The organism is Microcoleus sp. PH2017_28_MFU_U_A (assembly GCF_020738035.1).
GTDB lineage: Bacteria > Cyanobacteriota > Cyanobacteriia > Cyanobacteriales > Microcoleaceae > Microcoleus.
The window spans coordinates 1-25826 of sequence record NZ_JAEQCX010000030.1 but is presented as its reverse complement, the minus strand read 5'-3'; the positions used below and the strand labels follow the sequence as shown (position 1 = coordinate 25826).

Here is a 25826-nt window from a genome sequence, read left to right as displayed (position 1 = left end):
GTTTAATTACTTGAAATTTGTTTTCTCAAACACTTAACTTGCGAGCAATGCCAGAGTTTTCGGGTGATCCCGCCACTCCAACCAAGCCGGATCGTGGCCGACTAACTCAATGGCTTCATCATTAATCGGAATAGCTTCCTGCAAATACTGCCATGCTCGATCGCAGTTACCTTCCAAAATTTCTAAGCCGCAGAGGCGATACAGAATATTTCCCCGATCGCCCGTTTCCCATTGAGCAAGCAAAGCCGTTCGCGATCGCTCGATTTCGCTTGCTGCTTTGTCCAATCCCTGCCAGCGCGCCTTAGATATTGCGATACAGTACAAAGCTGTAGTATCGTCAGCAACCTCTAGCAACCTTTGTTCGCAACAGGCGATCGCCTCAGAATATTGGCCGTCATAGCAAAAGATTAATCCTTTCTCAATCAGCCAATTTTTCCCACCAAAAATGGTTTTGTCAAAGGCGACTGTTCGATCGAAATCAATCAGCGATTGCTTGTAGCACTTCATCAATTCATAGATGCGGCAGCGATAAGCCAGCGCCCAAACGTAATCCGATTGATGCTCGATCGCTCGATCCAGATCGGTCAGTGCCTTTGTGTAGTATGCTTCTCCCAGAAAGCGGTAAGTTACGCCTCGATGCGCGATCGCCCAAATATAATCCGGATTGAGTTCAATGGCGCGGTTGAAATCTGCTAGAGCCTCCTCATAGCGTTTCATCAGATAATAGGTTTCGCCTCGGTGCGCGATCGCCCAAGCACTGTCAGCCTGCAACTCGATCGATCGGTTGAAATCGTCTAAAGCTGCTTCAAAATGTCCCGTCAGCCGCTGGTTTTCACCACTATGAGCCAGAGCCTTAGCATCGTCAGGGTTTTGTTCTATATAAAGCGACCTTACCACATTTTTTCTCCTCTAACACATACACTTTTTGTCCAGCAGATAAAAAGTGTAGTTTTTACTACATTCTCTTGGCAAAATACCTTAAGTTTCTTTAACAAAAGACATACCCAACCGCGCCATCATTTCACTGTTTACAGGTGCTGGCGCTTGAGGCGGAACGTAAAGTGTCGAAACTAAAGTAACGCGAATTCCTGCCAGTTTAGACAGAGGAATATGCTGGATAACTGGCTCGCAAACCGGATAATAAACTGCTGCTTCGTAAACAATTATTTCGTGTTCAGAACCATAGTATGTTTCTAACACTTCAGCTAACACCGTTAGGCCGCGCAGTTGGCTTTCTTCCCGATAAAAACCCAGATTGCCGATCGTCGCAATCTGCCACAAAATTAAAGCACTGGTTGGGTCAAATTTACGCTGCCGAATCAGAAAGTCAGTGGCTTCAAAACTTTGACATCCGTTGCGCCCTGGGTCAAGACCCAAGTCAGCAAACAAGCAATCTTCCGCTGAAATTCCCGGTAACATTTGCGCCCTAAAACCTTCACGACGCGCCTGTTTAATCGCTGCATGGGTGGGGTCAGCAAAAACGCCCGGATGACCGTAAAAAACAGCACACACATTCAATCCCTGACGAACTTCAGCCAAAATGCGATCGACCATCTCCCGATATGTCTCTCTGCGCCGCTGATTGTCGGTATTGTAAGGCAGGGCTTGGGCCGTGGCGTTGAGTGTATGCAGCCATTTTCCAGTAATCGGGTCAGCTACAGCGAACAAAACCTTGTCGGCTTGCTCGATCGACGCCTTTGCAGCTAAGGTCAGATGACCAACCAATTGAATCCCGGTACCAACAACAGTTAAAGAACCCGTTTTCAAACGCAACCTCCTCCAATGCTACTGAATCGATAGCCAAAATACTCCCAATACAACTGGCAACTCACCGCCGCCAGATTGCCTTGTAAATTTACCAACCCCATACCTTCCAACTTAGAGGCCTCCACTAAACCCAACTCTACAGGTATACTGCTTTTCACCACTCGCACAAAGGCTGCTAGCAATTCAGGCTCCTGTTGTAGGTTCCACAATTCTCGTTGTAAGCGATCGCTATAAATTCCCGCTGCAATACCAGAGGTTTGCAGCACTTGCTCGGGAGTCACATCTCCGAGCCCAATATGATAAAGAGCTAATCGTATTAAATAGGGATTTCCGTTTACCAAAGCCACCAGTTGTTTAGCATTTTCAGCAGACAAATCCAGTCCTTGCCGTTTGGCTAAATTCTGTACTTGCTCGCTATTGAATGGTGGCAGTCCGATCGGTAGCCCGACATTAAACGGCGATCTATTCGCACTCAGCGGAATATATATCTCAGCCGAGTGCACTACGACTAACCGCAGTTTTCGCCAAATTTCCCGATTCTTTGCTTCCTCGTGCCAACTTCGCAAAAGCCCGAAAAAGTCGCTCGCCAGGTTGGAATAGGGAAACAAGCGATCGATATCGTCTAAAGCTAAAACTATAGGCTTATCTGTTGCAGCCAGCAGATACTCCTCAAAATACATCTTGCAACTAAGCTGACTGCCAAAAAGTTCATCCCAATATTCCGCCATCTGATTTTCCAGTTGCAAACCCAAACCGACGTTGGCACAAAACCACCGCAAGAATTTATCTAAATCTAGGACGATTTCTCTATCTGCTAACTGAAAATTTATCGCAATCGTTTGATAGCCTTGCTCGGCAGCTTTCTCTAGAATCCTTGCCATGAGGGAGGTTTTCCCCATCCGCCTGGGAGCTTGGATGCGGATTAGCGCTCCCGGTTGCAAAATTGTCTTGTAACACTGAGATTCAATTGGCTGACGCTCCACATAAAAAGACGAATCCAGGGGAACTTGGCCTAATGGTAATTCCAACTCTATGTCTTTTTCTGGTTTGGGCGGGGTATGGGATGCTTTAACCCCGTCACTCTGAGGAAACACCCTGGCATAATCACTGGGCTCCAGAATCAGACTAAAAGCGCTGAAGCACCTTTTTAGCGTGTTGCGATCGACACCAGCTTCGCGAGTGTATATTTTCATCACAGTATTCACAGCTAACCGCGTGCGATCGCTTATTTGTTCCAAAGTATACCGATTCCCGCTATTTTGCTCGAATTCTGCCTTTGTTTTGGCTGCCTCTAATTTCTCTAATCCTTGTAGGGTAAGGATTACACCGCGTTGGCGCTTATCTTTTTCTTTGTGTTGAGCTTGTAACACTATCATGTGATGATGATTGATTTCCCAAGATTATAAAAATTTTATCAAGTTAAGCAACTTAGCAGTTAGATAGAAAAACTTACAAATGCGCCAAACCCTAGCTCCGGGGGAGTTTGGTTAATTGCCGATCGCAAATCTTAAGTTGCGATCTTAAATAGCTAAATTTGAGTGGTGCGATCGGTCTCGGCAGTGCAAAATGATACTGTCTGGCTAGCCAATATTATTGGTAAGCCTGAATTAAACTGCGATCGGGTAAAGCAGGTAAAACTGCTTCTACATCCGGCCTATGAAAATTTAGCGTGTAGTTTTACCGAATATTTAGGGTGCTTTACTAAACCCTGGTGTTAAGAAGCAGCTTTGATGGAAAGATCGCGGTGGTGACTACTAACCGCATCCTCAAAGAACACTTGAAGCTTACAACCAGAACAATCGTTACTCATCGCTCTGTCTTTCCTCAGTGGAAAGGCTCGGATTGTCCTTGGCAAAAACTGTCGGGCAGTTGAATTATTGCAAAACTTTTATTAACTTTAGGTATTAGAAATGACATTGGATTCTCAATCATTTACGCTTTCAAAGCAGCGCGATTGCTCGTTAGATCTAATCACAACTTTTTGGCAGCAATGGCAACAGTATCGAAACTCTCTTTACCGTTGCTGTATCAAGTGGATGGGTGGGAACTTTATTGATGCTGAAGATGCACTTAGTCGGGCGATGCTGAAAGCTTGGGAAAAGGTGCAAAAGTATGCAGCGGGCGAAATTGCTAATTTTAAGGCTTGGTTGACAAAACTGACTCATAACCTCTGCATAGATATTTATAGAGAACGCAGTCGGGGTGCGAATCGAGTTGAGGATATAGAAGCGATTCCACAGAAACAAGGACTGGTTTCCTTTGACGATACGCCCCTTTGGGCATTGGAGACTCACGAGCAAAAGATTGTGATTCGCCGTGCAATTGATAACTTACCGCTCAGGATGCGCGAGACGTTTATCCTGCACTTTTATGGGGAACTTTCTCATCAAGAGATTGCCCAACAGCAAGAGATTTCCTACCAGAATGTCTGCAAGCGCATCTCCCAGGCGCGCGCAATTCTGCGAGAGGTATTGAGGGGATATTTTATCGGAGAGGAGAGGGCGGATACGGATAAATCTGTTCCACCGACAGCAACGGAATCGGCAATTGGGGAAATGTCCCAAGGGAATGCAGCAGTTGAAGCGATCGCAGGTGAGACGGTAGTTTCAGTTGCAGTGCAGAAAGTGGAGACTGTGGTGAGTGAGGAATTAATTGAGGTAGTGCGATCGCAGCAGCAGTCGAAGTCGGATTCTGTTGTAGCGACTGCTGACGGGAGGCTATACCAAATCCGGGTTAAAAACCCCTTGATTTTTGAAGATGGGGAGAGGGCGAGATCGGGGAATGGGGAGAAATTAGCTCGCGAACTAAAAAAGAGGGTGAGTAACCCGGATTTAGTATTATACCAATTTAATTTTATCGGCAAACAGATAGTAGGAGCATTCCCCCCGTGGCTGAATTGTTTAGGAGGCATCAGGCGGGGCAAATTACTGGAGAATTTGTGCGATCGTCCCTCTCTCCTCCTGTGTAATGTATTTCATATTTTCACTCCCTTGTCAAGAGTCTCTCAGGAATCAAGATTAGGCTTCGTTTCTTTTGAGTCAAAATTCAGAAACTGATTAGTGTCATCGTCCTTAAGGTATAGAAATGGATACGCAATCAGAGCTTTGGATAGCGACTATGAACTGCGAAAAATTCAACAAATTGCACTGTTCTATTTTGCCAGTATCCCGGCTATACCCCTTATCGCCTTTTGCCGGAGGCATTGTATCATTTATGCACCGGTTAATAGTGCCGGGAAAATTAGATTCTTTAAGTCAGATAGCTGAGTATGTCCTCGTAGCAGCAGCCGAGGCAGCTCTAGATCAAAAAGCATCTTACGGGCTGCGCCTTGCAGTCGATGAAATTGCCACAAATATCATCATTCACGGTTATGAAGAATCTGGTAGAGAAGGGGATTTGGAGTTGCGTGCCGAAATTAGCGATCGCAACTTGACAATTATGATTGAGGATACAGCAGTCACCTACGATCCCCTCGATCGAGCGCTACCTGATGACTTAGACAAACACCCGCACGAAAAAAAGATTGGAGGACTCGGAGTTTATTTAGCTATTCAAAATGTAGATGAATTTGCTTACGAGTGGCTGGGAAATCGCAATCGCAATATATTTACTGTCCATCGTACAAGTCACAGTTAGGACAAGATCTCCAGAGGATGCGACCGACATAATTTAAAACTAGGGAAAGTCTACTGCTTGTTGAGCTAGCTATCTCTCAAAATAGCAGTAAAACTGTGGGTTATTACCTAAAACAGAGACATTACTTTGCTAGCAGTACGACGAAAAATTCCCAGCACATCCTAATTAAATCATGACTTACGCACTCCGACCTTCATAACCGGGTTTTTTACCGCGATCGAACAACCCGCCAGAAAAATAAGGGTTTTCAGCTTTGATAAAATTCAAAACCATCCAACAACAGAAACCTGCGGGAATCCGCTGCGGTTGGAGCAGTAATGAGCCTTTATCAAAAACCCTGCCAATTGAACACACAAATTATCTAATTACCAGCATTATGACCATTCCTAACTACAACGAGACCACCTATCTGCAAGAAAATCCAGAAGTGGCAAAAGCCGTAGCTTCTGGCCTTATTCCCAACGGGTTTGAGCATTGGGTAAAGTTTGGTTTTACTGAAAAAAGAAAGCCACAAATTTCATTCAACGAGCAATTTTATCTAGATGCTAACCCCGAGGTAGCAGCAGCAGTTGCCAAGGGTAGTTTATCAAGCGGATTTGAACATTATGCGCGGTTTGGAGCGGCTGAAGGTCGAAAACCAGTTGCCAGTACCACACCCACAGGCCCTAAACTTCAAGAAATCTTAAAGCGCGGGTTTGTGCGGGTTGCAGTTAACGACGATGCGATCGGATTTAGCAAGCGGGAATCCGACGGTTCATTTAGTGGGATTGGCATTGATTTTAGTCGCGCCTTAGCCACCGCTTTGTTCGATAACCCGAAAGCAGTAGAATTCGTAGTCGTCGAGGCGGGCAAAGACTTTAACAGCGTAGCCAGTGGCGCAGTCGATATTGCCGCCACTTTGCCCACTCAATCTATGCTCCGCGATGGCAGTTTAGGAGTAGATTTTTCGCCTACGGTTTTCTTCGACACTCAAGCGGTATTGGTGCGCGGTAATAGTGGAATTAGTTCTGTTAAGCAGTTACCAGGAACAACCATCGGCGTATTAGCAGGAACGCGCTCTCAGCAAAATTTAATAGATGTCGCCAAACGTGCCGGAATCGCCCTCAACATCCAAACTTTTCCTTCTCAAGATACCTTATTTGCTGCCTACGATGCGGGGAAATTGGGCGCTGTTTCCATTAATCGCGGGGTGCTGAGCAATCGCATTCCCACCTTATCCAATCCGGGAAATCAAGTCATCCTGGATGAAGCCATTTCTAAAGAGCCTTTAGCACTCGTCGTGCCGGAAAATCAGTCTGAATGGGCTGATGTGGTGCGCTGGGTGGTCAGCGCTCCCATCCAAGCCGAATTCTTTGGTATTAACTCCCAGAATGTGAATGAATTTCTTAATAAAAATTCCGCCACCAAGAGCTTCTTAGGCGTGGAAGGAAAGTTAGGAGAATCCCTGGGACTCAAAAATGATTTTGCGTTGAAAGTTATCAAACAAATTGGTAATTACGAAGAAATTTACAATCGCAATTTCAATCCCAAAGTGCTGCCGCGCGGGCTCAATGAGCTAATGTTTGTCAAGCCTGGGGGACTGCTTTATTATCTACCCTTTTCGGGGACTGACCAATTAACCGTGCCCTTGGTAAATAACGACAACCGCAACGTTTTACAGGAAGTGTTAGACCGGGGTTTCGTGCGTGTCGGGGTGAGAAATGACGCGCCAGGAGTTGGTTTTGCTGACTCCAAGGGCAACTTCAGCGGATTTGATGTGGATTTTGGTCGGGCACTAGCAGCTTCCCTATTTGGCAACCCCAACGCAGTGGAATTCGTGATTCAGAAAACTGGTCCTCAGCGCTTCAGCGATGTCGCCAATGGCATCGTTGATGTAACTAGCCGCAATGCCAGCCACAACCTCAAGCGGGATGCTTTGCTGGGGGTAGATTTTGCCCCCATTAATAGTTACGATGCTCAATTTGTGGTAACACCAACCGCCAGCGGAATTACCTCTTTTGAACAGCTTGCCGGTCGCCGAATTGGCGTGAGTGCAAATACCAATTCTGAGGTAACCCTGCGAGAAAAGCTGAAAGCTGCGGGCATTAATGCGGAAGTCGTAGCCTTAAATAGCTTGGAGGCCCTATTCGATCGTTATATCAAGGGCGAATTGGATGCGCTCACCGGCAATGGGAATCTGATTATCTCTAGTCTTCTCACCTTACCCCCCGACCAGCGAGACAAACATCAGCCATTTCCCGATGTTTTGGGAGAGGAGCCTTTAGCAATGGTGGTGGACGAGAATCAATCCCAGTGGAAGGATGTGGTAACAGGCGTTACTTATTCTGTTTATGAAGCGTTAGAGCTGGGTTTAACTTCTGAAAATGTGCGCCAGCAAATCAATAGTTCCGATCCAGTTGTCCGCCGCTTTTTGGGAGTGGAAGGAACTGTGGGTGAAAGTCTGGGTTTGTCGAATAATTTCGCTTTGAATGCGATTTCCGCAGTGGGGAACTATCAAGAGATGACCGATCGCAACTTCCCAGGTATTAGTTTGATGATAGCGCCTTATACCGAGGGCGGTATCGTTTTCTCAGTTCCTTTTGCTTGATTTTGCTGAGTCGGGGTGATTGATGAATCACCCTGACAACAATCAACCTTGAATATTGGCTAACGATACTGAATCGAATCTTTAGCCGGATAATACCAAATCCGGGTTTACCACCCCCGTTATTGTCATTGCGAGCGACAGCGAAGCAATCGCAAAGACTCTGCTAATAACGGAGGATTTATAAAGGGGATGGATAACCCGGATTTAGTATAAATACTCAGATCGCACTGAGCTAGATTTTTGCCGGATTGGGGTGCAACGAAAAAAGGAATAGAGGAATGTTCCTTCACATCTATCTTTCACCACTTTTAAAATCATGTCAAATTCTCAATCAGTTAGTGCAAAAGACATTTGGGGTTCTCCAGAAGATATGGAGAAAGCATTTTGGCAGCTATGGGAACAGAATCGAGATTATCTTTACCGTTGCTGTGTCAAGTGGATGGGGGGGAATCCTACTGATGCCGAAGAGGTGCTCAGTCGCGCCATGCTTAAAGCTTGGGATAAATTGCCAAACCATGCCGAAAAAATCACCAACCTCCGAGCTTGGCTGATTCGCTTAACCCATAATCTATGTATAGATATACACCGAGAACGCCGCCGGAAAGCAATGCAGATGGAGGATATTGAAGAATTAGCTGCTACAGGAAATTCAGCAGTTATTTCTGGTTTGGACTCTCCTGAAGAGGCACTTCTACATCATGAGTTGGGACATTACATTCGCCGCGCTATTGATACTCTTCCTTCTCGATTACGCAATCCGTTTATCCTGCGTTACTGCCACCAAATTGCCTATCAAGATATTGCCCAAAAACTTGCTCTCTCGCTCAATAACGTTTACAAGCGCATCCAACAGGCGCGAGAGATTCTGCAAAAGCGTTTGAGCAGGTATTTGTCAGGGTTGGATGATGCTCTGTTAGATTTCTCCGAGTCTTCTCAAAAGGGGGAAGTTGCCCCGATCGCAGATGAATTTACTGTAGGGGTAGTGCAAGAGTGCCTACCCTGTCAAGATTCTGGGGCGGGGGGATTGCCCCTACAATCCGATGAAACGATCGCCCCACCCGCGATCGCCCCCATCCCTCAGAACATTGGCGAGACAATTAATTATCAGGTAACAGCATCATGTCTAGAAACACTACACTCCGGGTGGTATCCCTCACTCAGTCCTCTGGGGTGGAGTTGAATGCTTACCTGGTTGCAGACTCGAAGCCAACCAGACAAGAGCAGAAGCTGAAAACATTAAGTGAGTACGTGCAGCAGTTTCCCTCTGGGTGGAAGAAACGGTTGGAATTGGCGAATCTGCTGTCTGAAATGGGTCAGATCGAGCAGGCGGTTGAGGAATATCGCCAAGTAATCGATCGGCAGCAACCACCATCGATCGGCGTCCGCTTGCAATTGGCAAAACTCTTGCAGCTTATGGGACAAGAGGTTGAGGCAGCAGCGGTTTATGAAAGTGCCTCGGCGAATGCACGCAATGAGGCGACTCGACAGCATATCAGCGGAGCGATCGCACTCTGTAGAGGTGATACTCAGGCAGGGATACTCGCTTTTGAGTCGGCGGCTTCCCTTGAACCTCACAATGCAGCTCACTGGCTGGCGTTGGCCCAGGTGCAGGTGGGGAGAGGCGATGCGGTTGCAGCTTTGCGAGCCTTTGATGCCGTTTTGTCACTGCACCCAGAGGATATTGTCGCGTCGATCGGCAGCTATGACGCTCTGGTGGCGGTGGGGAACGTGCGCCAAGCGCAGCAGCGGTTGAGCAAAGCGCTAGAGGTGGCTCCGGGTGATTTTGGGGTACTCAAACGACTGGCGGATACTCGTTGCCGGATGAGATTGGTATCGGGTGAGGAGGGGAAGCAGACTAAAAAGACGATCGCTTCTGTGCTGCAACTGGCTCCTGATGCGGCGGACGGTCATGAGTTGCTGGCATATTATCACTTTTTCCGGGGGGAGTCGGCTAACGGGGTTGCGGTGTTGGAAGGTTTTACCGAGGAACACCCGAATCATCCGAGGGGTTGGTATTCCTACGGGCGTTACTTGTTCCACACGGGGGAATATCAGAGGGCGGCGGCGGCGATGCTGAAAGCTTATCGTCTGTATCCCCTGGATTGTGAAATTTATCGGGCGTTGTGCGAGATTTTGCCCGCTGCGAGGATGACTTCTTCCCCAGCCTCTCTCGATCGCCCCCAGCCCACAGCGCAGTTTCATTCTCACCAAAAACGTGAATTTTGTAGGGGTAGTGCCCCCGTGCCTACCCCCGACCCAGACGATTCGATCGGCAGGTCAGACCAAGAGGGCCGGCACGGGGGCACGGCCCCTACGGAAAATCAAACAGCCCTGGGGGATTTAGGGCGATCGAACCGTGAAGTAACCCTGACATCAATAGTAGAAGAGATGCTCGATCGTTTTCCCGATCGCTGGAGTGTTTGGACGACGGCGGGGCGGGTGTTGGTGGAAAGTTTTCAGGAGATCGATCGGGGGTGTGCTGTCTCTGCGAAGGGGACGCAACTTGAGCCGCAGTTACCTGATGCTTGGTTTGCTCACGGGCGGGTGTTGGCATTGGCTCTCAAACACCGGGCGGCGGTGGAGGCTTTGGCGCAAGGATGGGAGTTGTTACCAGAAGAGGGGGGTTATCTGCAATCTGTATCTGCTGCGGTGTGGCTGGGGGAGAGTTATGGAGTGTTGGGGGATGAGGTGGCGAGCCGGAAATGCTTGGAAAAGGCTTGTCAGTTTGCTCAGGAATTGATGGAGTTTGACCCGGCTATGGCTGGTTACTGGCGAGGGAGGGCGTTGTTGGGCTTGGGGGATGTGAGGGAGGCTGTGGAGGCCTATCGAAGTGCGCTGAGTCGGCGGTTGCTCTACCCTTTTCGCGGTGAGGTTGAGGAGGCTGTGAAACGGTTGAAAGGTAAGAGGCGAAAGGGCGATCGTGCTAAAGCGTAGATCCTTGACTTCTTAGGGAAGTCGGGGATCTGAACCTCTGAGAGTGCATTAAGTTAGGAAAAAACAGCCTCTAACTCGAAAAATTCAGAAATTGACCTCTGGATTCGTCTTATAGGTGTAGAGACAAAAATAAAATTTTGTCTCCACAGAAAGCACATCAAATTCATCTAAAAAAGGAGAAAAATAATGCTATTTAGATTTCGTTATTAAAAGTAAAAATCAGTTCTGAGCGAAAATCGCTCGGTAATTGAAAATAGATGTAGGGTAGGCACTGCCGTCAGCGCCTATCCTACATCTTTTGTTGCTGATGTTAATTCAATGACAAAATCTAGTGCAATGGGTGGAAATTATAGTTCTTGTGTTTGAGGTGGTTTCATGGGGTGCATTGAGTTAGGAAAAAACAGCGCCTAACTCGAAAAATTCAGAAATCGATCTCTGGATTCGTCTTAAGGATGAACAACAAAAAAAAGGATACTTTATGAGCGCTTGTGCATTACAAACATTCAGTAACATTACTCAAAACCTTCTGGATTGTTTAGAGGCAGCAGCTAGATCCCAAGGATATAATATTTCGGGCAAGAGTGGTTCATATACTCAGGATGGATTCACGGTCACATGGAATTATAATCCATCGAATGAAACACTTCAAATTCAATGTATAGATAGCCCTTGGTATGTTCCCTGTAGCGTGATTAACGGTCGAATACACGATTTAGCTGAGCAATATATTTCACAATGTTCACCTGGATATACAGTAACAGCCTTAATTTAAGGGCTTGTGAGCCAATCGATTCCTGGGAGATCGCGTAGAGTGTCTTCTGTTTGATATTTTAACCTTTGATAAGGAAGTGCAATCGCACTCCACCTATCCCAAAATGATTTTTTCAGTTAGGAATCGTTAGTCGAGGCTTTTGTCAACTCTAGAAATTCAGAAATTATCGCTGGTAATCGTCTTCAGAGTGTAAAGCATTTTTAGGAGTAAAAGTCTGACGCAACCCTTAAAGGCGATCGCGCCTCAACACACTCTAATTCAGGAGTCAAGAGAGCATTGCTTCTTTAACCACCTTCCATTTACTTGCCTCACATCTGCTATTTAAAACAGCAGAATAAAGAGAAATAATCCGAGCTTAAAATAATAGCATCGGATTATTTCCTGTTGATTTATTTGTGTTTTTCGGTAAGATAAAGTTTGTGTAAACTCTGTTTCTTAAGCTTGACAAACCTATTAAATCTCGACTAATATTGAGAAAGTTGAGGACAAAAACTCAATCAAGACAACAAGTAAGCTAACAACAAAAAGGAGAGAAATTGTGCGATTCCGTTATTTTTAACTTAAAAGTTAATCAGTAAAATCCTAGTGATGGTGCTGAGAAATTACAACTGAAAATCCCTGTAGGGTGAACAATGCCCACCCTGCTTAATAAGAAGGCTATCCAATTGAAATTGCACAAGTCAAAGTATAAATCTTGCCTGTAGACAAACTCCCATAACTCATGGAACTGATTTGGTTCTTTAAAACCCTCAACAAATATATTGCCTCCTACAAATGGCAATTCATTTTACTCTTTATCTGCCTGATATGCGACGCAGCATTTGATTCAGTCTTCCGAGCCAGCTTAAAATTTATCATCGATGCCGCCATCGTTCCCCAAAACTATAGTCTTCTGGTTCTAATCCTGTCATTGCTAGTCGTGGGAGCAATTCTATATGCCTGCATCGGTTTGCTAGGAATTTTCCTAGGAGCGCGTTTGGGCATTTTAATCACTAACAATATCCGATACTCTCTATTCGAGCATCTCCAACGCCTTTCAATGGAGTTTTTTGGACGGCGTTCAGCCGGGGATATTGTCAATTGTCTGATCGCCGATGTCCAAAAGGTGGAAAATGGTGTAATTACAATGGGGCTGACAGTTGTTGTTTTACAACTGTCTAACTTCCTATTTTCTATGGTTTTCCTCTTCCTCCTCAACTGGCAATTAGCCCTGCTCAGTTTAATCGGTTTAACTATCTGTACCATTGCTCCAGCAAAAATTGCCAGCCTTGCCACCGAAGTCGGCTATAAGTTGCTGCAAAAAGAAGGACAGATTGCCAGCGTTATCGAAGAGAATATCCTCTCGCAAACCGTTGTCAAGATATTCGGGCTGGAGAACCAAATGACTGAAGATTTTGCCACCGATTTGAATGACTTAAAACAGGTTTATGTCCGGGCAACCTTTCTCTCCTACTTAGTGCAGAAAGTCCCCATGATTGGTTTTGTCTTGACGCAGCTTATCGTTTTAAGTATCGGTGCTGTCATGACATACCAGAATATCATTTCCGTAGGCACCCTTGCCTCCTTTCAAGTTTTAATGCTAGGGTTGAATCTCAATATTCTTGGTTTAACTTCGTCAATACCGGCATTTATTGATGGAGTGGCAGGGCTGCAACGCATCAGCGATATCTTATCAGAAACTCCGGCGATTCAGGATGCACCAGGCGCGATTGATTTACCTCACTTTTTCAGCGATATTTACTTTGACGATGTTACCTTTAGCTACTCCCAAGATAGAGGAGGAGTGAAAAATCTATCCCTGAAGATTCGCCAAGGAGACTTTGTGGTATTTGTCGGTCAAAGTGGAGCAGGCAAAAGTACAATTGTCAACTTGCTAACGCGATTTTACGATCCAGATAAAGGACGCATTCTGTTTGATGGAATTGATTTACGTCATGCCACAGTACGCTCCCTCCGTTCTCAAATTGGACTGGTTTCTCAGGATGTAATTCTGTTTAATTGCTCGGTGCGAGACAACATCCGCATGGGCTATCTACAAGCCACTGACGAACAAGTCGAAGCCGCAGCCAAAGCCACCGAGATTCACGAATTTATTTTGTCCTTACCCCAAGGCTACGACACACCTGTTGGTGACAGGGGCGGACAGTTATCAGGGGGACAACGCCAAAGAATCGCCCTGGCGAGGGCGTTGGTGAGAAATCCAGCAATTCTAATTCTCGATGAAGCCACATCCGCCCTCGATCCCGCCACGGAAGCCAAAATCCTCACCACCATCGAGCGCATTACCAAAGAACGCACGGTGATTTTCATCACCCACCGCATGGCTAATGCGTTGCGTGCGGATGTCACGTATGTGATGGAAAACGGCAGATTGGTGGTGAGTGATTGACACGCAGATTTAACTTGTACTGAACATTTTGGAGTTGAAAATTATGACCGATACAAATGATTACAAATGGCTAATCCCCTCTTCTCAAAACCTTGGCTCGAAATCACTTGAAGAAGAGAAAGCTCTCTGGGATAACAACCACGAAGATTATACCAACACCGCTTTCAGCATTACCCAAAACCCCAAAATCTGCAAAAACTTAATCCGTCCAGAGCGTTCTCCCGGCTATGATATTCCCAACTCGCCTGACATCAAAGTCCTAATTCCCGGTTGCGGCTCGGAAATTTATCTTCAGAAGACTTTACTAGAATTTTGCCCCCAAATTGGACAAATCTACTGTACCGATTTTTCCAAAACAGCGATTGAAAAAGCACGAGCAGATTGGGGAAAAGCAGATGGAGATGCCCGACTCAACAACCAGCAAATCGTGTTTGAGGAAGTAGACTCCACGCGAATCATCGAACAAAAACCGGAGTGGAACGATAAATTTGATTACGTGCTCCTCGCAAATTCTGTGGTTTCCAGTGAGGATAAAACCAACCGCCAGATGATTCGGGAATTTGGTAAAGTTCTCAAGCCCAGTGGCAAGATATACGGATATTTTCCAACTACCTTATGCTTCTTAGAAATTGCCTATTTTAGTCGCAAACACGCTCACTGTGTTACAGAGGGATTTATCGATGTATACTGCAATAAAGTTTGGGACGCTGAGTGGCAAGATGCCCAGATTTATTACACTCCCTTGCGTTTGAATCGCATCTTTAAAGAAGCGGGATTAAAACAACTTTGTTTGGAGATGGAGTTTTTGGACTATGAGCCTTTTGTTTCGATGTTTAAAGCTCAGATCCAGCATGACGATCCGGATATTTTTCTCTGGCATCTTCTGGTCCGTTATGAAAAGTCCTAAACGCACTTGGGCGAAGCATTGAGGGAGATGCTTCGTTTCACTCAGCATGATACATAGGCTGTGGGTAATTAGGGACACTCCAAGAGCCTTTCGGAGTGTCAACTTAACATCAAATTTATTGTCGTCATACAAATTAGGTACGTAGTTGCGATGAAAGCGCTCTTTATAATATTAGGAAAGAGCGCTTTCATCGCAACTACGTACCTTTAATTAACCCTGTCTAGCCCCCCGGATAGTCGGGGGGGACAGGAGTTGTCTCAAAGTCCCCGCAACGATGCGGGGGATGCGAGGGGGATCTGGACTCAGGTAAAAACGAGATTTATCAAGGCTTTCAGGCTTAAGTTTTCACCAATAGGCACGGTACCGTCTTCCTACTGAAAAAAAACCGCCGACAAGACTGTCAGCGGTGAGTAGTTGTTGAGGTTAAACTCTAGAATATTGCAATTAACAGAGGTGAGAAGTTCGATCGCGCTTTTGAAGAGATTTGAAGAGAGATCCGCCTAGGCGGCAGCGCGATCGCAAATTCCCGCATTTCAAGCTATACCCTCCACCAATAAAGTAATCTTGTCAATTCCTACCACATAAACCAGTTCCCCGGGTTTAAAAGTTATGCCTTTATCGCACTTAGCGGGCCACCAACTACATTGAAAGCGGACGCGGCCGCATTCACCCGGTCGAATTTCTTCTGCAACGATTGCTTCTTCAAAATAGTCAAAAAACATGATTGCTACTCCTAAAAATTGGTTGGAATTGTTTTGAAGGCGAACAGTTTCCGAGGTATTTACCAATTAATAAACCATTCATCAATCTCCCAATCCCCAAATCCTCCAATCTAAAATCTAAAATCCAAAATCTAAAATCGGAAGATGCTTTGCAATTACCCTTCAACAATCAGAGTCACATTGTCAATGGCGATGACTCGAACCGCTTCTCCGGGTTTAAAAGTAATTTCTTGGTCAGATGTTGCAGGCCACCAACTGCTTTGGAAACGGACGCGACCAGATTCTCCCGGACGAATTTCTTCTTCGACGATCGCTTTTTGGTCTGGGGCGATATCTTTTGGCGCTAGATGAGTATGGACTGTTTCTGCATCGCCGACAGCGGGTTTTTCCTCACCGACCGCCGTCTCTTCTGCTACATCGGTGCTGGACTTTTCCGCACCGGAGACGGCTGATTTTGCTTGATTAACACTGCCCACTTTTTCCTGATCAGCGAAGGCTAAGATTCCTTCTTCTTCAATAAAGCTTGCTTCTTCGACATAGTTAGTAGACATGGTGGATGGCTCCTGAAGATAGGTTATGTTTGACTTTTGGATGCGAAAAGCTCGCGCTTTTTAAGTTTGATTAAATGGTCAGATTTCTTATCCCAACAATTGCAAGCGGGAAGTTAAATTCTGCCTTCTACAAACCGATACAAATCCTCAACTTGAGTCTGGCAGATCCCTGATTTTAGACTGACTTTCAAACTCTCAGATTTAATGAGAGTGTAAATCTAAAATCTAAAATCTAAAATCTAAAATCAACTGACTACTCCCCACCTCAGAGTTTTTCCGAACTAAGCTTCAACTATTAGAGTAATGTTTTCAAGTCTCAGGACTCGAACCACAGCACCGGGTTTCAAAGTTATTTGTAGATCGTCGCACTTCGCAGGCCACCAACTGTTTTGGAAGCTGACGCGACCGGGCTGATTGGGTCGAATTTCTTCATCTACGATCGCTTTTTCCAAATAGCTAACAGTCATATTTTTGGCTCCCAATTTCAAATTTTTCGTAACCTTCAAAGGCGATAAACTTATAACCAGACTCGGTAAATCCTTAATTCCCAACTACGCTTCAACGATCAGAGTCACGTTCTCAAGTGCCAGGACACGAACCACAGCACCGGGTTTCAAAGTTATTTGTCGATCGCACTTCGCAGGCCACCAAGTGCTCTGGAATCGGACGCGACCGGACTCGCCTGGACGGATTTCTTCTTCTACGACGGCTTTTTTCAAATGGTTGAGACTCATAACTTTAGGACTCCTGAGTGCAGATTCGTCGGATTCTTGAGAGGTAAAAACTTGCAGGACTCGATTCACTGGCTCGATCGGCAGCTAGGCTGCCACAATCAGAGTAATGTTGTCAATTCCGATGACGCGAACCACGTCACCCGGTTGAAAAGTCATCTCTTGCTCGCATTTTGCAGGCCACCAACTGTTTTGGAAGCGCACGCGGCCGGACTCTTGAGGGCGAATTGCTTCATCGACGATCGCTTTTTCGGAATTGTCAAAAGTCATGATTGCTGGCTCCTGATTATAAGTTTGGCTGAAGTTTGAGATGCGAAAAACTGATTGCTCGACTCGTTACCAATTTCCAGGTAGAGGTCGCCCTCTTGCTGTCAACTGTCAACTGTCAACTGTCAACTGTCAAAGCTAGGCTGTGACAATCAGGGTAATGTTGTCAATTCCCACAACTCGAACCACATCCCCGGGGTGAAAAGTTATGTCTCGATCGCATTTTGCAGGCCACCAAGTGCTTTGAAAGCGCACCCGGCCGCATTCTTGAGGGCGAATTGCTTCATCGACGATCGCCTTTTCATCAGTGTTAATAGACATAGCTGCTGGCTCCTGAATGTAAGTTCGACTTGATTGGTGCGGATGTCAGAAGCTTGTCGGTCAACTTCCCCTCCACACTCAACAGTCTCGCAGGTCAACCATGGCTGTGTCAGTCGGCAAAAGTCCTTATAAGTCGGCTGTTTGAGCCCGTAAGCGAGTCGGAAAAAGTCTGTTAGAGTTGTTTGATAATAGGTAACGCTAAACCTGGTGACTCAATGGAAGCGGATCAAGCACTGGATTTTACTAACTCGTTACTTGTGGCTCGAAACCTGAAAACTCTCGACAACCTTGACAGCGCGATCTTTCGCGAAGCATGGATGGGGGTGCAAGGCAGGACGTACCAACAGGTTGCAGAGAGTGAAGGATATGGAGTAGGGACTGTTAAGGATGCTGCCTCTAATTTGTGGAAGCGCCTTTCAGCTTTGTTTGGAGAAGGTGAAAAAGTTAAAAGAGATAACCTGCAAGCGGTAATAGATCGATATTGGCGCAGCTACTCGAAACTAGAACCGCAGTCGGGGCAAATTGTTCCGCCCCGATCGTCCCTGGGGCTAGATTCGGACTTGGAAATCGAAAATCCGAACTTTTTGGGCAGGTTTGAGGCGATCGAGGATCTGAATACTCTGGTAGCCCAAGGCGCTAAAGTGATTGTGATCCAAAGTGCCGGCGGTATGGGCAAAACGACTTTAGCCAGACAGTACCTGAAATCTCAAGGGTTCGATCGCGTAATTGAACTGCTGATGGCAAAAGAGACAGAAAACCTCACAGCCTTAGAGAGTGCGATCGAAGAATGGCTCAAGCAAGACTTCCAAGAAGAACCAGGGCCAGACTTTGGTGTCACCCTCGGGCGGCTGAAGCGGCAACTTCAGACTCTCAAAGTCGGCGTATTGATTGACAATTTGGAAGCCGCCCTCGACGGACAAGGTAAGTTTATTGAACCCCACCGGCTGTACGTCGAACTCTTGCGAGTTTTGGCTGATGCCGCGGTGCAGTCGGTAACGCTGATTACCAGTCGCGATCGACTTTGCGATTCTGACGTAACCGTCGAACACTACCTGCTTCCGGGATTGGACGTGGAAACTTGGCAGCAGTATTTTGGCGATCGCAACATCAAAATAGATCCTGTCGCACTCCAGGAAATGCACAAAGTTTACGGCGGTAATGCCAAAGCCATGGGCATTCTTTGGGGGACAATCCGAGAAGATTTTGACGGAGATATGGCAGCCTACTGGCTGGAAAACAGCGACGATCCGCTGGTGGAAACCGACTTAAAAAATTTAGTTACCAGTCAATTCAACCGCCTGCAAGAACTCGATCCCGAAGCCTATCAACTCCTTTGCCGCTTGGGCTGTTACCGCTATCAAGACGTGCCGACAGTCCCTAGTGATGCACTTTTGTGCCTGCTGTGGGACGTGCCCGAAGCCGGACGCAGACAAATCATTAAATCGCTGTTGCACCGATCGCTAGTCGAGTCCCAAAAAGGCGAATACTGGGTGCATCCAGCAATTCGGGAAGAAGCAGTCGATCGGCTTTCGCCCGCAGACTGGGACACCGCCAACCGCAAAGCAGCCGAGTTTTGGACGGATAGCGTCGAGATTATTGAAACCGTAGAAGATGCGCTGAAAGCTTTTGAAGCTTACTATCATTACGTGGCAATTAGCTGTTTCGAGCAGGCCGCTAGCGTCATCCTCAAAAAAATCAATATCCAGTTTGCCAAAGATTACAAACTCGGACGAGCTCTCTATAAACTAGGTTTCTTGCAGCCAATAATTTCAGCAACTACTCGCATCGTCAACAATGTGACTTCTGACTATTATTTGAGCGGTCTTTACAGTATTTTAGGCGTTTCTTACAGAATATTGGGCGACATCAATCAAGCCATAGAATGTCACCAAATATCCGAAAGAAAAGCCACTAAATGTCTGCAAAATATAGCAAAAAATAGCGAACCGGAAAACGGCCAAAAAGCTAATCTAGAATTTTGGAAACTTAACGCTGCAATCAATATAGGGTTTTGCAAAATAGAAATGCTGGAATTAGAACCAGCTCTGGAGATATTTGTCAAAATGAAAAATTCGCGGGAGGAAATCGGGATTATCGGGATTAACAGTTATTCGATCGAGGTCGGGTTAGCTTTTCTCAACTCCTGTGTGGGAGTCAAAAAAGCTGCCAAGGAACTCGCCGACAAACTATATGCCGATCGCGAAGAGAGCCAGTTAGTGGGTACGGGATACAAGTTAGTGTTTCTAGCCACCACCTATAAAAACCTCGGAGATCCAGAAAAAGCTTTGAGCTTGTACAGTCAGGCGATCGCCCAGGCCGACGAAAACCTTTACAGCACCGTCAAAGCCAAAGCTCTTAGCGGTATAGCTGCCCTGTACCGAGAACGAGGAGAATTTGACCAAGCCATGCAGCACCATGCAGAAGCAATAGAAATACTCGATCTGCCCAGCGCTAAATTAGACCGAGCCGAAGCTTGCTATCAGCTCGCACTGACAGAACAAAAACTCGGCAACATCGAGAAAGCCCAAGAAAACTTCGATCGCGCCATTCAACTGTTCAGCGAAATGGACGCCAGCAAACAAGTAGAAAAAGTACAGTTTGCCGCTACCAAAAATCCCGAAAAAATCCCTAATTAACTGAGAAACAAAGGAAAAAAGATACAATAAAGTAAAGCACAACAATAAAATTTCTAGACATGAAACTAAAACGATTGGGACACGTAGCCGTCTGCGTGCAAGACATAGAGAAAGCTGCTGAGTTCTACAGCAAATTGGGAATGGAGTTAGTTTGGAAAGATGCAGACTGGGCTTATTTAAAAGCAGGAGATGATGGACTGGCGCTGTTGAGTCCGACTTACGACCAAGCAGGGCCGCATTTTGGGTTTGTATTTGACGATCGCACCGAAATGGAATCCGCCTACGAACAACTCAAAACTGAAGGTGTTTCCGTCACCCAGATTCACGAACACCGCGACGGTACAGCGTCTTTTTACGGCAGAGACCCCGACGGTAACGGTTTTGAGTACCTTTACGAGCCGACTTGACCGATTCTAGGACTTGCGGAGCGAGCTAAATCCGCGTAAGGTGCGCACTGCGCACCCTACAAGATTTGTGCACACTGCGCACCCTACAGATTTGTGCACACTGCGCACCTCGGCCAGTTGCAGACTGCCCGGAACCTCCGTACAACTCGCCGAATAAAGTGACGTACTGACACCAAATCTTCTAAAGTTACAGTGCAGGCTCAGCATCCAAAATATAGCAACCGCCACATGGCGTGAGGGCATAAATGACTTCCATGAATGGAGACGAGAACCCACAGCATAAACGGTTTGATTGCTGTCAACTGTCAACTGTCAACTGTCAACTGTCAACTGCTATATATCCACAACTTCCGAAAATCGGCTCGATAATCTAAAATCTAAAATCTAAAATCTAAAATCCTCATGTTCCAAAGAATACAAGTCAGAAACCGCTGGACATCGATCTTCAAACCCTGGGAAGAAGCAGATCCTTGGCTGTTTGCCGCTTGCATCAGCCTCACCATCTTCGGCGGAATCATGATCCGCAGCGTCGAAATCAACCAGGGCTCGATCGACTGGTGGCGGCACTGGGTAACTGGCGGAGTCGGTTTGTTCCTCGCCATCATCATTTCCCGCTGTCGCTACCAAATACTGATTGAGTGGAAATGGCCGATTTACATATTCATTAATTTGTCCCTGATTGCAGTGCGGTTTATTGGTACTACAGGGCTCGGTGCCCAGCGGTGGATCAATATCGGCGGCTTCTACCTGCAACCCTCAGAATTTGCCAAAGTAGGGATGATTATCACCTTAGCAGCCCTCCTGCACGAGAAGACTGTCCCTACGGTGCGCGATATGTTGAGAATGCTGGCGATTATGGCCGTACCCTGGGGATTGATCTTTGCTGAACCAAATTTAGGTACTTCGCTGGTGTTTGGCGCGATCACAATGGGGATGTTTTACTGGGGAAATGTCAATCCCGGATGGTTAATATTGTTGTTCTCTCCTCTCTTCTCAGTTCTCCTCAATAACGTGTCCACACCGATTTGGGTAGCCTGGGTAGTCGTGGCGGGTATTATTGCTTGGCGTAGCCTACCTTGGCCTTGGCTGGGGACTTTCGGTGCTGTGTTGGTGAATGTGGTTTCTGGACACGTCGGACACGTATTTTGGGGCGTCCTCAAGGATTATCAAAAAATGCGCCTGACAGGGTTTTTGAACCCCGAGAAAGACCCTTTAGGCAGCGGATATCACTTGATTCAATCTCGGATTGCGATCGGGGCCGGGGAACTCAAAGGCAGAGGTTTGTTTCACGGAACCCAAACTCAGCTTAACTTTATTCCCGAACAGCATACGGACTTTATCTTTTCTGCGATCGGCGAAGAATTGGGCTTTATTGGCTGCATTGCAGTGCTGTTGGTGTTCTGGATCATTTGTTTCCGCTTGGTGACGATCGCACAAACTGCAAACGACAATTTTGGTTCCTTGCTGGCGATCGGCGTACTGTCAATGTTAATTTTTCAGGTATTCGTAAATATTGGGATGAACATCGGCTTAGCCCCGGTTACAGGAATTCCGCTACCTTTCCTTAGTTACGGGAATGCGTCGCTGCTGAGTAATTTTCTCGGATTGGGACTGGTGGAGGCGGTGGCGAACCAGCGACAACGCAAGAAGCGTTGGAATTAGGTGATTGGTAATTGGCAATTGCAAATTCAAGCCCTTTAAGTCTTATAAAATAACCCTAGTTTATAGGGTTTGCAGTGCCAGACAGGTCAAGGTGTATGTCAAGCGATGTACACCACACCAGGGCTATTTGATTCTACAGATGTCTTTAAGTATGTTAAAACTCAAGCCAGCCAGACCTTGAGCTTGAGCCATGTTTTGAAAGCCACGATCGCGATACAAATTTAGGGAAAAATTGCGATCGATTGTCCAACATTGAACGAGTCCAACAGTGCGAATGCGACAAGCATCTTCTACGCCGGGTGACATCACGGACATAATGAACCTTGTTTTCGACTCCCCAATAGCCTCGAATTCTTTGAGCAAGGGAAGCGGCTGTTTCGGTTAATGATGTGACGTAGTACCGAGTTTCGGTGGAGGATTCAATAGACCTCTTGCGAAAGTCTCAGGCGATTGCTAATTTGTCTTTAAAGAAAGTTCATAATTATAAATACCAGCTATTAAATTAAATCTTAATCCAAAGCGTCTTCTTCGATTCCGATATCTAGATGAAAGTATTCTAAATATCTTTAAACTTCGATGTATATTTTCCATGATAATTCTGGATTTTGCCAGTTGTCGATTGAATTGTTTTTCGGCTTGACTCAGTTTTTTGTTTTTGTTTTTTTTGAACGGTGTTCTACTATTAGTATGAATCTTTGTGATTCCTTGATAACCTTTATCACCTAGCAATTCAAGGTTTTGATTTATCCCGATCTTGCTTTTTTTAAACAAACTAAAATCATGCGTCTTCCCGTCACCAAAAGCTGTACATATTATTTCAGCACTTTTTGGGTTGGCTAGAACTTGCGATTTTATTGTATGATATTTTTGCTTGCCACTATAATATTTTTTTTGCTTTTTTTGGGGACGTTCTATTTCATGCTCTGACACATCCAATACTACAGTTTTTATCTCATTGTTACTTTGATAAAGAATCTTTTTGCCAGGTAAATTAAATAAACCTGACCTTATTAAAGCTTTCTCAGTTCTAATTACAATTCGATCAGCATTTGATTCACTGATACCCCATTTAATTCCTAAATGAAAAAAAGTAGGATATTCACGCAAATAGGATAATGTCATTAAGATTTGGTCTTCTGAGCACAATTTGCTTGGTCTTCCAGATTTTTTTTGAAATATTTTTTCCGCTTTGACTATTTTTACCATTTCCTTGAATGTTTCTTGATGTACTCCACAGTAGCGTTTGAAGTCCTTGGGGGTAGACTTTTGTAATTGTTCGTAATTCATATTATTCAGCTAATTTTTTCTTTTATTTTACTAGAGCGTTCGCACTTTTGCCAGAGGTCTAATGCTAACTTGAGCGATGCGAACTTGGGTGACGCTCAGTTGATTAATGCTAATTTTAGTGGTGCTAACTTGAGAGAAGCTTGGTTGGAAGGGGCTGACTTGAGTGGAGCCAATCTAAGTAATGCCTGCGAGAGAAAATGCAACTTTGGACTCTGCTGACGCGACTGATGCCAACCGAGCGTGGAGCTAATTTGAAAAATGGTTTTTTATCTAGACTCAACTGCCAAAATACAAACCTCACTGGAGCCGACCTCAGCGATGCAGACCTCGGTGAAGCTGGTTTTCATAAAGCAACTCTAATTGGCGCGAATCTAAGTAATACCAAACTACATCAAACAGGGTTTTGGAATTCCGATCTTACTGGAGCTAACTTTAGTGGTGCAATTATGGATGAAACATCATTTGATGGTTCAAATCTGTGCCACGCTAATCTGATGGGAGCTAGACCCGATCCTGAATATGACGACTCAAATACAATCAATCTTTGCGGAAAATGGGAAGACGCTACCTTGTGCAATACTGTCATGCCAGATGGAACCATCCGAAATGATAATTGTACAGCTTGATGAATGCTAAACATTGCTGAAAACAGATATTCATCTGATTTATGTTTCAATAGGAGTCAGATAAATTAATACAAATCCGCGTTAAATCTCCCCTCGGTCGTTAACTGCACCAGCGCGACTAGGAGGTTGAGTGCGATCGAATTGGACTAGCAAAACATAGGATAATTATACTATAATTCAAAAATTAAAATAATTGACTAGATAATTTATGAACGCTGAAGAATTGCTCGAACGGTATACCAGTGGAGAAAGAGACTTTGCTGGGGTTGACTTGAGCGGTGTCGATTTGAACAAGGCAAAGCTCATTGATATCAATCTCGCCAATGCTATTTTGATTAATGCTAACTTGACGAGTACTCATTTGAGTGGTGCTGACTTTAGTGGTGCTAACTTGAGCGAGGCTAACTTGGATTGTATTCACTTGATTAATGCTAACTTGAGTAATGCTAACTTGAGCGATGCGAACTTGGATGGCGCTCAGTTGATTAATGCTAACTTCAGTGGTGCTAACTTGAGAGAAGCTTGGTTGGAAGGGGCTGACTTGAGTGGAGCCAATCTAAGTAATGCCTGCGAGAGAAAATGCAACTTTGCACTATGCCGACTTAACTGATGCCAACCGAGCGTGGAGCTAATTTGAAAAATGGTTTTTTATCTCGGCTCCACTGTCAAAATACAAACCTCACTGGAGCCGACCTCAGCGATGCAGATATCACTGAAGCTGGTTTTTATAAAGCAACTCTAATTGGCGCGAATCTAAGTAACACCCAGTTGCATCAAACAGGGTTTACTAATTCAGATATTACTGGAGCAAACCTCAGTGGTGCGATTCTAGAGGAAACATCATTTGATGGTTCAAATCTGTGCAATGCTAATCTGATGGGAGCTAGAGGAGAGCCTGAATATGGCCCAAATACAATAATCAATCTTTGCGGAGAATGGGAAGACGCTACCTTGTGCAATACTGTCATGCCAGATGGAACGATCCGAAACGATAATTGCCCAGAGCGATAAATGCTAAACATTGCTGAAAACATATCTACCCTCCGTTTGAATATTCATCATATTTCTGTGTCGATAGGCGTCAGATAAATTAATACAAATCCGCGTTAAATATCCCTTTTATAATTAACCGCAGCGCGACTAGGGCCGAGAGGGAGATCGAGAGAGTTGGGGAAGAACATAAAGGGGATTTTAACGCGGATTCGGTATTATTTATTATTCCTCCTCAAGTTCCTCAGATTCACCCTCAAGTTCCTCAAGTTCCTCTTCCGGATCTGTAGGGTCTTCGGGAAGTGGCGGTGGATTTGATTTCCAAGGAAGGCTAGCCCAAGTATCTCCAATAGATTCTTTACTGGGAAAGATGTATTTGATATCTTTGATATCTTGTTTTATTTCTTGAGGAAGAAGAGGGAATAGATCGTAGCCGATCTTGGTTTCTATTTCTTCAAGAGACCAGATGGGACGTTGAGTGCGATCATCCTTTGAGTTAATGGTTTTTCTGTGAATAAAAATGCTGTAGCATTATGCTGTCGGGGTGACAAGTCGCCTATAACGCTGATAGAATAAGGCTCATAGCTCTTATGCCTTGTTGATAATTAGGCAGTTTATGTGGAGATAAAGACAT

General features: G+C 45.5%; 25 protein-coding genes. 14 read left to right on the top strand and 11 right to left on the bottom strand.

Annotated elements, in window-relative coordinates; genetic code table 11:
• Positions 1-33: 33 nt before the first annotated feature.
• The 3 genes from JGK14_RS04540 to JGK14_RS04530 all read right to left on the bottom strand — a co-directional run bounded on the left by JGK14_RS04540 (position 34) and on the right by JGK14_RS04530 (position 3143).
• The gene (locus JGK14_RS04540; RefSeq protein WP_325314805.1) at positions 34-897 is read right to left on the bottom strand and encodes a tetratricopeptide repeat protein; all 864 of its coding nucleotides are present in this window, start codon (positions 895-897) and stop codon (positions 34-36) included.
• An 81-nt stretch (positions 898-978) separates the two neighbouring features.
• Positions 979-1767, bottom strand: a complete 789-nt coding sequence (locus tag JGK14_RS04535; protein WP_325314804.1) for an SAM-dependent methyltransferase — start codon at positions 1765-1767, stop codon at positions 979-981.
• The gene (locus JGK14_RS04530; RefSeq protein WP_293281414.1) at positions 1764-3143 is read right to left on the bottom strand and encodes an AAA-like domain-containing protein; all 1380 of its coding nucleotides are present in this window, start codon (positions 3141-3143) and stop codon (positions 1764-1766) included. Before JGK14_RS04530 ends, JGK14_RS04535 begins: the two co-directional genes overlap by 4 nt.
• Positions 3144-3677: 534 nt before the next feature.
• Here JGK14_RS04530 and JGK14_RS04525 point away from each other — a divergent pair.
• From JGK14_RS04525 to JGK14_RS04495, 7 genes are all read left to right on the top strand, one after another.
• Positions 3678-4823, top strand: coding sequence for an RNA polymerase sigma factor (locus JGK14_RS04525; protein WP_293218866.1), 1146 nt, complete (start codon positions 3678-3680; stop codon positions 4821-4823).
• 61 nt (positions 4824-4884) lie between these two features.
• Positions 4885-5403, top strand: a complete 519-nt coding sequence (locus tag JGK14_RS04520; RefSeq protein WP_293281411.1) for an ATP-binding protein — start codon at positions 4885-4887, stop codon at positions 5401-5403.
• Between the two features lie 253 nt (positions 5404-5656).
• A complete protein-coding gene (locus JGK14_RS04515) occupies positions 5657-7990 on the top strand; it encodes an amino acid ABC transporter substrate-binding protein (protein WP_293196635.1) in 2334 nt (777 codons plus the stop codon).
• Between the two features lie 316 nt (positions 7991-8306).
• Positions 8307-9170: an RNA polymerase sigma factor gene (locus JGK14_RS04510; RefSeq protein ID WP_293196634.1), complete on the top strand. Its 864-nt coding sequence runs from the start codon at positions 8307-8309 to the stop codon at positions 9168-9170.
• Positions 9110-10924, top strand: a complete 1815-nt coding sequence (locus JGK14_RS04505; RefSeq protein WP_293241918.1) for a tetratricopeptide repeat protein — start codon at positions 9110-9112, stop codon at positions 10922-10924. Before JGK14_RS04510 ends, JGK14_RS04505 begins: the two co-directional genes overlap by 61 nt.
• Positions 10925-12417: 1493 nt before the next feature.
• Positions 12418-14085 (top strand): ABC transporter ATP-binding protein, encoded by a 1668-nt coding sequence (locus tag JGK14_RS04500; RefSeq protein WP_293196632.1) that lies wholly within the window; start codon positions 12418-12420, stop codon positions 14083-14085.
• Positions 14086-14128: 43 nt separating this feature from the next.
• Positions 14129-14992 carry a class I SAM-dependent methyltransferase gene (locus tag JGK14_RS04495; RefSeq protein ID WP_293205719.1) on the top strand — a complete coding sequence of 288 codons (864 nt, stop codon included), beginning with the start codon at positions 14129-14131 and terminating at the stop codon, positions 14990-14992.
• A gap of 533 nt (positions 14993-15525) precedes the next feature.
• Here the strand turns inward: JGK14_RS04495 and JGK14_RS04490 are convergent.
• The 6 genes from JGK14_RS04490 to JGK14_RS04465 form a co-directional block, all read right to left on the bottom strand.
• Entirely contained in the window at positions 15526-15714 is a 189-nt protein-coding gene (locus JGK14_RS04490) for an NfeD family protein (protein ID WP_293176837.1), read from the bottom strand.
• Between the two features lie 155 nt (positions 15715-15869).
• Positions 15870-16265, bottom strand: coding sequence for an NfeD family protein (locus JGK14_RS04485; protein WP_293205717.1), 396 nt, complete (start codon positions 16263-16265; stop codon positions 15870-15872).
• Positions 16266-16546: 281 nt separating this feature from the next.
• Positions 16547-16732: an NfeD family protein gene (locus JGK14_RS04480; protein WP_293176841.1), complete on the bottom strand. Its 186-nt coding sequence runs from the start codon at positions 16730-16732 to the stop codon at positions 16547-16549.
• 84 nt (positions 16733-16816) lie between these two features.
• Entirely contained in the window at positions 16817-16999 is a 183-nt protein-coding gene (locus JGK14_RS04475) for an NfeD family protein (protein WP_293226157.1), read from the bottom strand.
• An 84-nt stretch (positions 17000-17083) separates the two neighbouring features.
• On the bottom strand, positions 17084-17266 hold the full coding sequence (locus JGK14_RS04470) for an NfeD family protein (protein ID WP_293144766.1): 183 nt from the start codon (positions 17264-17266) through the stop codon (positions 17084-17086).
• A 135-nt stretch (positions 17267-17401) separates the two neighbouring features.
• Entirely contained in the window at positions 17402-17584 is a 183-nt protein-coding gene (locus tag JGK14_RS04465; protein WP_293176845.1) for an NfeD family protein, read from the bottom strand.
• Positions 17585-17799: 215 nt separating this feature from the next.
• Between JGK14_RS04465 and JGK14_RS04460 the strand changes: the two genes are divergently transcribed.
• From JGK14_RS04460 to rodA, 3 genes are all read left to right on the top strand, one after another.
• Positions 17800-20220, top strand: coding sequence for a tetratricopeptide repeat protein (locus JGK14_RS04460; protein ID WP_293176847.1), 2421 nt, complete (start codon positions 17800-17802; stop codon positions 20218-20220).
• A gap of 59 nt (positions 20221-20279) precedes the next feature.
• Positions 20280-20627 (top strand): VOC family protein, encoded by a 348-nt coding sequence (locus tag JGK14_RS04455; protein ID WP_293176849.1) that lies wholly within the window; start codon positions 20280-20282, stop codon positions 20625-20627.
• A 402-nt stretch (positions 20628-21029) separates the two neighbouring features.
• On the top strand, positions 21030-22289 hold the full coding sequence (gene rodA, locus JGK14_RS04450; RefSeq protein ID WP_293176851.1) for a rod shape-determining protein RodA: 1260 nt from the start codon (positions 21030-21032) through the stop codon (positions 22287-22289).
• Positions 22290-22412: 123 nt separating this feature from the next.
• Here rodA and JGK14_RS04445 read toward each other — a convergent pair whose 3' ends face one another.
• Together JGK14_RS04445 and JGK14_RS04440 are read right to left on the bottom strand one after the other, a co-directional pair.
• Positions 22413-22604 (bottom strand): hypothetical protein, encoded by a 192-nt coding sequence (locus tag JGK14_RS04445; RefSeq protein WP_293205715.1) that lies wholly within the window; start codon positions 22602-22604, stop codon positions 22413-22415.
• Positions 22605-22742: 138 nt separating this feature from the next.
• Positions 22743-23576 (bottom strand): IS5 family transposase, encoded by an 834-nt coding sequence (locus tag JGK14_RS04440; protein WP_293205713.1) that lies wholly within the window; start codon positions 23574-23576, stop codon positions 22743-22745.
• On the opposite strand from JGK14_RS04440, the gene JGK14_RS33980 reads away from it, so the two are divergent.
• The 4 genes from JGK14_RS33980 to JGK14_RS04425 all read left to right on the top strand — a co-directional run bounded on the left by JGK14_RS33980 (position 23562) and on the right by JGK14_RS04425 (position 25213).
• Positions 23562-23795 carry a pentapeptide repeat-containing protein gene (locus JGK14_RS33980; protein WP_363319120.1) on the top strand — a complete coding sequence of 78 codons (234 nt, stop codon included), beginning with the start codon at positions 23562-23564 and terminating at the stop codon, positions 23793-23795. The two genes, JGK14_RS04440 and JGK14_RS33980, sit on opposite strands and share 15 nt — an antisense overlap.
• The gene (locus JGK14_RS04435; protein WP_293205711.1) at positions 23774-24202 is read left to right on the top strand and encodes a pentapeptide repeat-containing protein; all 429 of its coding nucleotides are present in this window, start codon (positions 23774-23776) and stop codon (positions 24200-24202) included. The genes JGK14_RS33980 and JGK14_RS04435 overlap by 22 nt, the downstream gene beginning before the upstream one ends.
• A gap of 208 nt (positions 24203-24410) precedes the next feature.
• Positions 24411-24812, top strand: a complete 402-nt coding sequence (locus tag JGK14_RS04430; RefSeq protein WP_293230906.1) for a pentapeptide repeat-containing protein — start codon at positions 24411-24413, stop codon at positions 24810-24812.
• On the top strand, positions 24812-25213 hold the full coding sequence (locus JGK14_RS04425; protein ID WP_293230909.1) for a pentapeptide repeat-containing protein: 402 nt from the start codon (positions 24812-24814) through the stop codon (positions 25211-25213). Before JGK14_RS04430 ends, JGK14_RS04425 begins: the two co-directional genes overlap by 1 nt.
• Positions 25214-25826 lie beyond the last annotated feature (613 nt).